The organism is Edaphobacter modestus, from assembly GCF_004217555.1.
In the GTDB taxonomy this organism is placed as follows: domain Bacteria; phylum Acidobacteriota; class Terriglobia; order Terriglobales; family Acidobacteriaceae; genus Edaphobacter; species Edaphobacter modestus.
The window spans coordinates 5,677,999-5,689,966 of the sequence record NZ_SHKW01000001.1 but is presented as its reverse complement, the minus strand read 5'-3'; the positions used below and the strand labels follow the sequence as shown (position 1 = coordinate 5,689,966).

At 59.4% G+C, this 11,968-nt stretch carries 12 protein-coding genes and 1 riboswitch; of the genes, 1 reads left to right on the top strand and 11 read right to left on the bottom strand.

Translation table 11 applies throughout. The features are described from left to right. Positions 1-166: 166 nt before the first annotated feature. On the top strand, positions 167-1,273 hold the full coding sequence (locus BDD14_RS24005; protein ID WP_130421908.1) for a Gfo/Idh/MocA family protein: 1,107 nt from the start codon (positions 167-169) through the stop codon (positions 1,271-1,273). Here the strand turns inward: BDD14_RS24005 and BDD14_RS24000 are convergent. From BDD14_RS24000 to BDD14_RS23950, 11 genes are all read right to left on the bottom strand, one after another. Then, entirely contained in the window at positions 1,270-2,217 is a 948-nt protein-coding gene (locus BDD14_RS24000) for a vWA domain-containing protein (RefSeq protein WP_130421906.1), read from the bottom strand. The genes BDD14_RS24005 and BDD14_RS24000 overlap by 4 nt on opposite strands. A 116-nt stretch (positions 2,218-2,333) precedes the next feature. Next, on the bottom strand, positions 2,334-2,516 hold the full coding sequence (locus tag BDD14_RS23995) for a hypothetical protein (protein ID WP_130421904.1): 183 nt from the start codon (positions 2,514-2,516) through the stop codon (positions 2,334-2,336). An 86-nt stretch (positions 2,517-2,602) separates the two neighbouring features. After that, positions 2,603-5,152 (bottom strand): TonB-dependent receptor, encoded by a 2,550-nt coding sequence (locus BDD14_RS23990; RefSeq protein ID WP_423201765.1) that lies wholly within the window; start codon positions 5,150-5,152, stop codon positions 2,603-2,605. Further along, a riboswitch (cobalamin riboswitch) is annotated at positions 5,108-5,312 on the bottom strand. It overlaps the preceding gene by 45 nt. 93 nt (positions 5,313-5,405) lie before the next feature. After that, on the bottom strand, positions 5,406-5,762 hold the full coding sequence (locus BDD14_RS23985; protein WP_130421900.1) for a hypothetical protein: 357 nt from the start codon (positions 5,760-5,762) through the stop codon (positions 5,406-5,408). An 11-nt stretch (positions 5,763-5,773) separates the two neighbouring features. Continuing rightward, positions 5,774-6,745 (bottom strand): quinone oxidoreductase family protein, encoded by a 972-nt coding sequence (locus BDD14_RS23980; protein WP_130421898.1) that lies wholly within the window; start codon positions 6,743-6,745, stop codon positions 5,774-5,776. 128 nt (positions 6,746-6,873) lie between these two features. After that, complete coding sequence (locus BDD14_RS23975; RefSeq protein WP_130421896.1) at positions 6,874-7,206, bottom strand: YegP family protein; 333 nt, start codon at positions 7,204-7,206, stop codon at positions 6,874-6,876. Positions 7,207-7,358: 152 nt separating this feature from the next. Beyond that, a complete protein-coding gene (locus tag BDD14_RS23970; protein WP_130423559.1) occupies positions 7,359-8,333 on the bottom strand; it encodes a glycosyltransferase family 2 protein in 975 nt (324 codons plus the stop codon). 185 nt (positions 8,334-8,518) lie between these two features. Beyond that, positions 8,519-9,478 carry an alpha/beta hydrolase gene (locus BDD14_RS23965; RefSeq protein ID WP_130421894.1) on the bottom strand — a complete coding sequence of 320 codons (960 nt, stop codon included), beginning with the start codon at positions 9,476-9,478 and terminating at the stop codon, positions 8,519-8,521. A 19-nt stretch (positions 9,479-9,497) separates the two neighbouring features. Then, on the bottom strand, positions 9,498-10,679 hold the full coding sequence (gene alaC, locus BDD14_RS23960) for an alanine transaminase (protein ID WP_130421892.1): 1,182 nt from the start codon (positions 10,677-10,679) through the stop codon (positions 9,498-9,500). Between the two features lie 82 nt (positions 10,680-10,761). Beyond that, positions 10,762-11,256, bottom strand: coding sequence for a protein-disulfide reductase DsbD domain-containing protein (locus BDD14_RS23955; RefSeq protein WP_130421890.1), 495 nt, complete (start codon positions 11,254-11,256; stop codon positions 10,762-10,764). After that, a complete protein-coding gene (locus tag BDD14_RS23950; RefSeq protein ID WP_242618168.1) occupies positions 11,253-11,888 on the bottom strand; it encodes a TlpA family protein disulfide reductase in 636 nt (211 codons plus the stop codon). Before BDD14_RS23950 ends, BDD14_RS23955 begins: the two co-directional genes overlap by 4 nt. Between the last annotated feature and the right edge of the window lie 80 nt (positions 11,889-11,968).

Below are 11,968 nucleotides of genomic sequence, written 5' to 3'. Positions count from 1 at the left end.
CGGAGCCTCTCCGAGGCCTTTTGCTTTTGTCTCGCTATCGCCCGATAAAAACGGGATTTGCTCAAAACGACCACCACTCTCACACAGCTGGACCTTTTCCTTTTCTGGCGAATCCACTTATCCTTATCGCGCAACCGAAGTTGAATAAAACAGAACGCGGAGCGCGATGACCATCTCACGAAGAGAGTTTTCCAGGCTGGGTGCACTTGGATTTGCGGCGCATGCCTTTTCAACGGTTCCTGTACTTGGACAGAGTGAGCAGAAAAAGATCGGCTACTGCGTTATCGGCCTGGGCCGCATCGCAGATCATCACATGAGAGGTATTGCGCAAAGCTCGACCTCGACCGTTACCGCCCTGGTGAGCGGACACCGTGATAAGGCAGAGAAGATCGCTGCGCAGTATGGCGTTCCGAAGATCTCGATCTACAGCTATGAGGATATGGACCGCATCCGCGAGAACAAGGCGATTGATGCTGTCATCGTCTGTCTGCCGAACAGCATGCATGCGGAGTACACGAGCAGGTCAGCCAAGGCAGGAAAGCATGTGTTGTGCGAAAAGCCGATGGCCATCTCCGTCGCGGAGTGCGAAGCGATGATCTCTGCCTGCAAGGCTGCCAACGTCAAGTTGATGATCGCGTATCGGCTTCACTACGAACCGCTGACGCTGAAGACCATCAAGATGATCCGCGATGGCGCGATCGGCAAGGTTGAGGCGATCGATAGCGCCAACGGTTTCAACATTGCGCCCAATGAGTGGCGCTCCACCCACGCCCTAGGAGGCGGCGGCCCTCTGATGGACGTCGGCGTCTACTCTTTGAATGCCACTCGCTATCTCACCGGCGAAGAGCCTGTCGCCTTTACCGCCGTCGCCACCACGCCGGACCACGACGGCCGGTTCCAGGGAGTCGAGGAGAACCTCGCATGGACGATGAAGTTTCCCTCGGGCGCAGTGGCCAGTTGCACGACGACTTACGGCGCTTCGATGCCGGGATATTACAAGGTATTCGGTTCGAAGGGCTGGCTGGAGGTCGATGAGTTCGGCTACGAGGGGCTGCATCTGACGGCGAACTATCGGAACGATCGCAACGCTCCGGCCACAAAGATCGACGAGAGGAACCCTGAGCCAGATCCCAAGCAATTCACCCGACAGATCGACCACTTCAGCCGGTGTATCCGAGAGAATCGAACTCCGGATACGCCCGGCGAAGAGGGCCTGAAGGATATGCAGCACATCCAGTCGATCTATAAGGCGGCTGGCATCACGCTAGGCTAGCTGCCCGGTTGGTCCGGGAGAACGCGCGTGCCCGGGCGGATGTAGCGAGGGGCCTGCAGCTTTGTGGACTTCAGACTGGTTGAGAGCTTCAGCTCGATGAGGTCGTTTTTCTTTACCGTCGCCGGGAAGGTCGCGACAAAGCTCTCCGCGATCGATTTCCGGAACTGTTCGAAGAAAGGTGAGAGCGAAACTGGATTGCCCAGCCCTTCGAAGTAAGCCGTCCCCCCGGTCTCGTCAGCGAGCTTTGCCAGATAGCTTTGGCCGCTGAAGCTGGCCGCGCCTCCGCGGAGGCCTGAGTTGCCGTAGTAGATGGAGTAGACCGGCACGCCTGCCCTTTGTGCGTCGTGGATCGCGGTATCGACATACGGGCTGTTCTGATTCAGGGGGCTGACGCTGCCGTTATAGGGGTCGACACCATTGGTCAGCATGATGATGAAGCGGGCCTTTGGCGAGAGGAGCGCGCCTTCGGAGCTGGGACCGCTGGGCCAGTGTTTCACGAAGTCCGAGAGGCAGAAGTAGGGGCTGGCACTGAGGCCAGGCGTACCCATGGGAAGACGGAGATTGCCAGCGGCAGCCTGGTAATCGGTGGTGAAGGGCTGCTGCGGCACAACTCTTCCGTTCTGCATGTAGCCAACGAAGATCTCTGTGCCTTCCGGCAGCGATTTGATGAACTTGCTAATGTCCGAAAGTTGGCGTCCGACCGAGGTGCGAAGGCCGTCGTCGATCAGAAGGGCAATCTGGGTGCCGTTCGGCTTGACCGGGGTGACCTCGGTGAGCTGGGTATTGTGATTATTGACCTTAGCCTTGAGGTTCTGCGTGGTGAGTGGCTGAGGTGCCTTCGTATCCAAGGTAATAATCGCCTGGGTGGGGGTGGGTCCCTCCTGAGCGTAGAGGGTGGGTGAAGCAAAAAGTGCAGTTGCAAATAAGACGTTCCGGATGGTCATTCCCTGTTTCCTTTCCCTCTCGATTAGACGCGCTGGCCCGATCTTCGACTCCGATCCCCTCCGGTATATTTTGCGCAAAGTCTTCGAAAAATTGAACTTAGACGGGTACTTCCGGCTCAGAGATTGCAGCCAAGTCCTTTGGGATAAAAGAGGAACGCAGATCCTTCGACTGCGCCTCTCGCGATGAGACCGCGAGAGGCTCCGCTCAGGATGACACCTTGACTAAGCGTTGCATGGCTGATGGCGCACAGCAGGAGGGCTTCGGGAATATCCCGAAGCCTTCCTGCTTCTCTTTCCATTTTAGTCCTTGGAGCCGAACTAATCGGCACCGCGTAAGCCTCGTCTCTTCATCAACTTCTGCGTGTTTGTCGCTTGACAGGGATCTCTAGTCGCCGCCGACCCGCACTTTGAGGCCGGTGCGGAAGGTGAATGGAAGCGCCGGATAACCGATAGGGCCGATGTGCTGCTGCGAGAGAAGATTGCCCAGCTCAGCGAAGACGGAGACACGACGGCTCGCCTGGTAGGTTCCATAAGCGTCGAGCTTGGCATAGCCGAAGTCGACGTTGCGGTTGGGCAGGAGCAGGGTGTTGCCGCCCTGGGTATCAGCGAAGGAGAGGAAGGTCGAGTCATCGGAGCGGCTGGCGAAGGCCCCCTTGAGCGCGGCGGAGAACTTCGTCGTCGTGTACTGCGCGGCGAAGAAGCCCGTCTGCGGCGGGCGGCGGAAGGGGCGCTGGCCGACGAGAGGATAGGAGGATCCGATGGGCACACCGGGAAGATTGGGATTCTCGGCAGAGGTTCCATTGGCCGCGGCGTCGGTGGAGAAGGACTGCTCCACCAGCGATGCCATATAGGTGTATCCGCCGCGCATCATGATATGGGTGGTAGGGGCGAACTGAAGCTCGCCTTCGAAGCCCTGGGCGCGGAAGGCAAGGGTGTTCAGAAGCGCGCCGAAGAGATTGGTCTTGGTGATGTCGATACCGAAGACGTTGAGCAGCGTGCCGGGATCGATGAAGTCAAGCTGGTGGCTGAACTGGTTGTGGAAGTAACCGGCCTTGAGAATGAGCTTCTGGTTGAGGATGTTTTGATCGACACCAACGTCAAAGGTGCGGGAGCGCAGGGCCTGGATGGGACGAACGTTGTAAGCCGTGATCAGGTCCGTCTCGCCCGCGTCGGCGAGTTGCTTGTAAAGCGAGTTGAATTCAGAGGAGAGCGAGGGCTCCTGTACGCCGGTGGCGGCGTTGGCGCGGATCTTCGTTCCATGCAGGAACTGGTTGCTGGGGCGCACGGGAACCCAGGCGATACCAAAGCGGGGAGTGCCTGCAGTGCCGTAGAGGTTGTTACGCTCGATAGCTCCGCCGAGTGAGTAGAACACACGATTGAAGAAGTCGCCCTGGAATTGCAGGGTGTACTGGTAGTTGGTCCGCTTGGTGGTGTCGAAGGAGAAGAAGGTGGGATTGTTGGAAGAGCCGCGCTCATCCTCGTAACGAAAGCCGAAGAGACCGATGAGATGTGGCGAGAAGGTGTAATCGGACTGGAAGTACAGCTCGTCTCGAAGCGACGATTGATCGTTTCCATTCGGAAAGGTTGTGCCGGCGAGGAAGGAGGCCTGGCCTGTAGCCGTATAGCCATTTGCTCCGCGAATGGTGACCGTATTGCCGAAGTAGTCCGGGTAAGGGCCGAAGAAGGAGGGCACCATCAGCAGTTCGCCGGAGGGCTGAAACAGCACAAGCTGCTCGCGCTTACGCGCAATGCCGTAACGAACGAGGTTGTGCCAGCGATGGTAGCGATTCTCGACGGTCGCGCCCGAGTACAGATCCTGATCCGATTGCTTTCCATCGGCAGAGACACCATAAAAGTCGTGCGCGTTGGGAGTCCCGGTCGCAGAGACGGCGTTGCGGATAGTAAAGCGCAGCGTCGTATTCGCCGTGATGTTGTAGCCGATGTTGGCCGCGCTGGTGGAGGAGTGATACCGATACAAAGGCAGGGCGTTCGAGGAGTCGAAACGCGAGAAGGCTCCGTAATAATCGAGACGGCTGTGCGCTCCTCCCACGGTGACCTCATTGCGCCAGGTATGAAAATTTCCCGCGTCTCCCGAGTAGTTGAGGACAGGGCGAAGGGTCGCGCCTCGGGGCGTGGTGAAGTTGACGACCGAGGCGATTGCGTCGGAGCCGTAGAGGACGCTGTTGGGACCGCGGTAGAGCTCGAAGCCATCGAGGGCCGTAGAGGAGACGGTGCCGAAGTCGAAGCGACCCCCGATATCCTCCGAAGTGACTCCGTCGATCATGACCTTGTTGGCATCGGAGTTTCCGCCGCGTACGAAGAGCGAACCGACACTGCCGTACTGACCAGTCTGCACGGCGACGACGCCGGGCGACTGACGCAGATCGTCGACGACTCCGACACGCGTTTGAAGCGCGGAGAACGGGACGAGATTGATGGCGGAGCTGGCCTGCTGGATGGGCGTGGGAACTCCGGTGGCAGTGACGGTGATCTGCGCCGTGACGGAAGCGATCTCCAGGGTAACGTTGCGGGTGATCACATCCGTGCGTCCACCATAAAAGCTTTGTCCGATGCCGGGAGTGAAGGTCGCCGCCGCGGTGAGCAGGAGGAAGCGACCGGAGCCGGTGCTGCGGATCTCGAACGAGCCATCGGGGCCGCTGAGAGCGGAACCCGCAACGCTCTTGCCCTGGACGAGTTGAACGCGCGCGCCCGAAATGGCCGCACCAAGCGGATCGGTGACAGTGCCGCGAACGATTACAGCCCGTGAGGAGACGGCAGCAAAGGAAAGGAGCGCTAGAAGAGAGAGAACACGGAAGACTGGCGAGAGCGCAGACGAACGCGCGGGTACGTGCATGTAGGTAAACTCCTCGTTCCCCCCTCGGGAACGTGGCTGCTGTGCGACAACGAAACCGGTCTCCTGACTGTCGCGTTCCATGCCTGCCAAGTTTACGGCTGTTCCCTTCCCGAGAATTGGTCAGTGGGAGTGAGCCAGGCAGCATTCACACTCGGCTAAGGCGAGTGTGCGCGAATCACAGTTGCGGGGCAGTGGCGGAATCTCACCGCGCTTCCCGAGCATTTCATTGCGGAACAAGATGAATTCAGGCGGCCTGCCGTATATAGAAACGGCGTGGCCGCAGGTTAATGCGCGTTTCCAGTGTGCGGTATCGGAAAGCACGAAGTCAAAACGATTACGGGGTAACGGCGTCGGGAATGAACTTTTTCGTGTCCTCGATGGCGAAGCGGCCCAGCTCAAAGGGATGCGAGGTCTGCGGCTTGTTGTAGACGGGATCGGACGGGTAAGGCAAAGGCGTAAGGGTGGGGAATCCCCAGACCCGGCCGTTCCGTAGATCGACGACGACCTTGGCATAGGCCTGCCGGCTGTCATCCGGACCGCGCACGAGGAAGACACCGGGCTCGAAGAAGAAGTCGGTGTCCGGCGATTGCGCGTAGACCGGGTCGGGCGCGCGCAGGGGCCGGAGGACAAGGGCGAGGAGGAGCACCGCAATCGCTGCCAGCAGGACGTTGGTCGTTCGGAGGGACTTCATCGTGACTCCTTTCAGGGAATGAGCAGGAGCTTTCCAGTGGTCTTGCGCCCCTCGAGATCTCTGTGCGCGTGGGCAGCGTCCGAAAGAGGATAGATATGCTCGATGCGAAGCGTGAGTGTGCCGTCCGCGATGGAGCCGAGAACGTCGTCTGCACGCTGCTCAAGGTCTTTGCGCGTGGCGATGTAGTCATTGAGTTTTGGGCGGGTGACATAGAGCGAGCCCATCTGCGCGAGACGGATGAGATCGAACGGAGGAACGGCTCCGCTGGAGCCTCCGAAAAGCACCATGGTTCCACGCGTGCGAAGAAGCGAGAGGGATTTATCAAAGGTGGTCTTGCCGACAGAGTCGTAGACGGCGTGGAGGCCGGCGGGCGCCAGCTTCTTGACCGCGACGGCAAAGTCCTCCTGGGTGTAGAGGATGACCTCGTCGGCTCCGGCGGAACGGGACAGCTCGGCTTTTTCCTCGTTGGAGACCGTGGTGAAGACACGGGCACCAAGCGCCTTGGCCATCTGGGTGAGCAGGAGGCCGACTCCGCCTGCGCCGGCATGGATGAGAACCTCATCGCCGGGGCGGATGGGGTAGGTGGAATGAGCGAGGTAGTGCGCCGTCATGCCCTGCAGCATGGCGGCGGCGGCCTGCTGAGAGGTTACGTCCGCAGGCACATGGACGAGCAGAGCGACCGGAGCTACGGCGAGCTGGGCATAGGTTCCGGGAAAGGTCGTCCAGGCGACGCGATCGCCGACCTTGAAACCGCTCGCGGCAGTGTCTTCACCGAGCGCAATGATAATGCCGGCGGCCTCCTGGCCGAGCGTATACGGCAGAGTGGCGGCGTAACGTCCCTCGCGCAGGTACGTGTCGATAAAGTTGACGCCGGCGGCCTCAATACGAATGAGAGCCTGGCCCGGGCCGGGAGTGGGTGTGGGAAGATCGATGAACTGAAGAACCTCAGGGCCGCCGTGCTGGAGAATCTGAATAGCCTGCATGGAGATTCGATGCCTCGTCTCGTGATTCGTTTCACGAGGATAGCAGGCAGGGTTCGGGCTCAGAGACGCAGGTAAGGCATCGTCTCTCTCTCTCCACAGGGATGGAAGAGCGAAACGGACGCGAAGGATCAGGTCAGATCGTTGAGGGTAGCTACTGGCCCATTCTTTTTGACCGACTGGATGCCCTTCTCGCGGGCGCCATCTGAGGTGTACGTCTCACTTTTGCCGATGACCTCGTGGTTTCCGGCTTTGAGCAAAAAATACGGCTGTGAATGGCTGGACGTCTTGCGCTCGAATCGCTCGTCGCAAAGAGAGTTCTTCCTGACGGATTCGATGCCATCGAGAGCGGCGCTTTTTGAGGTGTACGTTTCGCTGGCCAGAATGATCTCGCCGTTGACGGCCTTGAGATTGAAGAGGAACTGATGATTCGCTGCAGGCTTCAACTCGTAGTGGGCTGACATTCCTTCCTCCGGGCTCACCTTCGAACGCCAGACCGGCCTCCGCAGAGGTGCCGGCCCGATAGCCCCAACACTCTACCTGAATTCACAGATGAAGCGTCTAATTTCTTTGTAAAAGTGCTTCCACGCTCAGGAGTGATCGAGGGAACGTTCCTCTACTGCAACAAGCTCTCTTCAGAACGCAGCCGCAGGATGCGGTCCACAGCGTAAGGCGCGCGGTGCGATGCGGTATGAAAGTGACGCACCTGCAGCTCCCCGAGCAGACCGATGCCGATCATCTGCACGCCTGCGAGAATCAGAACTCCGGCCACGACGAAGAGCGGGCCGTGCAGATCCATCACCGGCTGGCCGGTGAGCAGCTTCAGGATCAGAAGCCAGGCGGCGAGAGCGGAACCGCCGAACGCGCTGAGAGTACCGATGGTTCCAAAGAAGTGCAGGGGCCGCGTCATGTACTTCAGCAGGAAGCGGATGGTGAGCAGGTCGAAGAAGACGCGGAAGGTTCGCGAGATGCCGTAGTGGCTCTTTCCGAACTCACGCTTAGGATTGGAGATGGGAATCTCGCAGATGCTGGCGCCGTACCAGGACGCGAGCGCCGGGATGAAACGATGCATCTCCCCGTAGAGCGGAATGTTGTGGATGACCTCGCGGCGATACGCCTTGAACGTCGTGCCGAAGTCGTGGATGTTGACGCCGCTGAGCGTCGCCATCAGCCAGTTGGCTGCGCGGGAAGGAATGCGGCGCATGATGAAGTTGTCGCCGCGCTGGGCGCGCCATCCGCTGACGACGTCGTAGCCCTCCTCAAGCTTGGCGAGGAAGTTGGGGATTTCATCGGGAGAGTGCTGGAGGTCTCCGTCCATGGCCAGGATAAATTCGCCCTGGGCGTGATCGAAACCAGCAGCGAGAGCCGAGGTTTGGCCGAAGTTACGGCGTAGCTTGATGACCAGAACGCGCGAGTCGACAGCAGCGATCTCTTCCAGCAAGCGGTAGGTGCGATCGCGTGAACCGTCGTCAACGAAGACGAGCTCGAAGGTCTCGCCGATGTGCTCCATCACTGCCTTCAGGCGGTCATAAAGCGTAGTTACATTGTCTTCTTCGTTATGAAACGGAACAACGATCGAGTATTTCGGCACCATATCATGATACTCCGGAATGAAATCATAGTGACGAAATCGTAACGATCGCGGAATCAGATGCTTTACCCCTTCGCTGAGATCGCAAACGGAGCATGCCTAGCCGCATCTACGGCCAGCATCAACTATTGGCTACATCTAATTGAAAACATGGGGTATAGGAAGCAATTGATAGTCCACAGCTTCTAGTTTCGGTCCTGACCGTTGAGGAAGCTTCCGATCCGTTCCATCACGGCATCGGGGCCCCAAACGGAGTCGGTCAGGGCTTTGCGGAATCGAAGGAAGCCGTGGATCTGGCCTGGGATCTCGATGTGTTCTACCGAAACACCCGCATCCGACAGTTGCTGTACGAGCTCGATGCCTTCATCGCGAAGCGGATCAAACTCCACGGTGATGACCATCGAGCGCGGGAACCGGTGAAGGAGCGGCGATCTCAATGGGGCAAGATAGGGATCGGCCTGCTCGGCGGCCGAGGAGATCTCCTCGCCCAGATACTGAGCCCAATACCATTGCATCTTCTCCGCGGTTAACTGATAGCCGGAGGCAAAGGTCTTGTAGCTGTCGTATTGCATGGACACGTCGGCGATGGGATAGAGGAAGAGAGCGGCCTGAGGAAGAGGCGCGCCGCTCGCGGCTAGATGATGCATCGCGCTAGCGATCAGGAAGCCGCCCGCGCTGTCTCCGCACACGACCAGATGTTGGATCGTGTGGCCGGCCTCTGCGGCTAGAGTGCACGCATTCTGTATGACGTCGGCGACTTCGTGGATCGCCTGGGGGTGTCGGGTCTCGGGCGAAAGCGAGTAAGCGAGACTGGCGACAAGCCGGGTACGCAACGCCAGAGCGCGGCAAAAGGTGTCGTAGGAGTCGAGGGTGCCGCTGACCCACCCGCCGCCGTGCACGAAGAGAATCAGCGAATCTGCCTGCGCATCGAAAGGCGAATACCAGCGCAGGTCCAGCGGTCCGCTGCTGGTTTCAGCGACGCTGTTCCAGACCTTCGCTACCTCCTCTCCCGGACCTCCCAGCAATTCCACCGTCGTGAGATTCGCCGCACGGACGTCCTCGACGGTAAGCGGGCCTGCGTTCGGATCGTTGCGCAGGACGCTGTTCATCAGCTCTTCGACTTCGGGATGCAGCGTCTTTTTCATGGGACCTTCGCTACTGAAGCTAACCGTTGCGGAACATCTGCTTGATTCCACGCAGGGCCTGACGGGTGCGTTCCTCGTTTTCGATGAGAGAGAAGCGGACGTGACCGTCACCGTGTTCGCCAAAGCCAACTCCCGGACTGACGGCGACCTTGGCCTCGTTGAGGAGTTTTTTGGAGAACTCGATGGAGCCGAGTGCACGGTACTGCTCGGGGATCTTCGCCCAAGCGAACATCGTCGCCTTCGGAAGCTCGACCGGCCAGCCAAGCTTGTTAAGCCCGGGGACCAGGACGTCGCGGCGAGCCTTGTAGTTGTCGCAGATCTCCTTCACGCAATTCTGCGGTCCTTCGAGGGCGGCGATGGAGGCGACCTGGATCGGCGTGAAGGTCCCGTAATCGAAGTAGCTCTTGATGCGACCAAGCGCGGCGACCAGTTTTTTATTGCCGACCATGAAGCCCACACGCCAGCCGGGCATGTTGTAGCTCTTCGACAGCGTGAAGAACTCAACCGCGATCTCCTTCGCTCCAGCAACCTCGAGGATGCTGGGTGCGCGGTAGCCGTCGAAGACGATGTCCGCGTAGGCGAGATCGTGAACGATATAGATGCCCAGCTCGCGGCAGAGTGCGACGATGCGCTCGAAGAAGGAGAGGTCGACGCACTGCGCCGTGGGGTTGGAAGGAAAGTTCAGGATGAGAATCTTCGGGCGCGGATCCATGCGCGGAAGTTCGTCTTCGAGACGCGCGAGAACCTCGTCGGCGGTGGCGTCGGCGACGGGAATGCTTTGCACCCGCGAACCCGCGATGACCGGGCCGAAGATGTGGATCGGGTAGCTGGGATTGGGCACCGCGACGGTATCGGCGTCATCGAGCACGGCGAGGCAGAGATGCGCGATGCCTTCCTTGGAGCCTATGGTGACGATCGCCTCGGTCTCGGGATCAATCTCGACGTTGTAGCGCGTCTTGTACCAGTTGGAGATCGCCCGCCTGAGTCGCGGGATTCCGCGCGAGAGCGAGTAGCGATGCGTCTGGGTCTTCTGGGCCGCCTCGATCAGTTTGTCGACGATTGCCTTCGGAGTCGCGCCGTCGGGATTTCCCATCCCGAAGTCGATGATGTCTTCGCCTCGCTTGCGTGCCGCTGCCTTCAGTTCGCTGGTGATGTTGAAAACATACGCCGGGAGCCTGGTCAGTCTTCTAAACTCTTCCATCGCCTTACCGCTTGCCCTCTCGATCCATCATGCCATTGCAACAGGATTGCAAAACTGCGCTGCTCAAGGAAATCCTCGCGCGCTACTTTGCAGTAACGACCACCTGCACGGGAAGACTCTTTGGCGGGTAACAGGCCGCATTGTCGCAGGCCTGGTAGTGCAGCACGCCGTTGACCGTATGCGGTCCCGCCTCCGCCACAACCGGGACCTTTACCGTAAAGGCGCCCGTATAGACGTCGAGCTTCTCGTTGGGTTCGAAGCTGAAGCTGTAGGCTGTGCCTGCCGGATATTCGGCTGCGGCAGCCTTTACTCCTTGAGCGGGGTCAAGGGTCAGCTTGGTGGGAATCAGCAACTCTGACTTTGGAGTGTGCGAGTTGACATGAAACCCATCGGTCACATGGAAGCGTAGCTCAACGACGCTCTTCTTCCCTGCCGACAGGTTCTGCTCTTCGGCCGCATAGCTTACGTACTGCTTCGTCTTTGCCGGAGGAGCAGAGAGGTTCACCTGCTGGGCTAAAGCGCAACCCGATGCCAGCCCAAAGACAAGCAGCGCCCGGAGTGAGATAGCCCGAATCACTGCCCACCCGCCTGGGCTACGCCGCCCGATGCGATGGTCTTCCTGATGTTCGCCTCGATCTGGTCCTTCGATCCCAGACCGGCGGTCTGTTCCACGATCACCCCATTGCGATCGACATAGAACGACATCGGGAGAACATCGAGGCCGCCATAGGCAGTCTGCACCTTTCCATCTGTCAACAGGATGGGGTAGGTTACTCCCGTTCGCTGCGCAACCTTCGCGATGGCGTCCTTGCCTGCATCGGCATCATCGGCAAGACCGAGAATCTCAAATCCCTGTGCGGCATACTGCTTCCGCAACTCCTCGAACCATGGCATCTCGACCTTGCAGGGACCGCACCAGGTGGCCCAGAAGTTCACCAGCACGGGGCGCCCCTTGTAATCGGCCAGGGAAACCTTTTTGCCTTCGAGGCTGGTCAGCACAAAGGCAGGCGCCTTTTTGCCGCGCATCTTGGGGGCGAGCTCGTCTTCACCCTCGGAGCCAGCCTGCCCCTGTTTCTCGGGAATCAGGACAACCTGATTCTCCCGCGCCTTCTGCATCGCCAGCTTGCGCTCGCGCAGGTTGTGCCATCCCGCCCACAACAGCAGCGCAACTCCCAAAATCATCACACCAAGAACCAACGCTCGCCGCATCACGTCCCAGCTTCCTTTCGCTCGTGTCCTATGCAGCACATACCTGCTGCCCGTCGAGCCTGTCTTCCTAGTTTAGACGG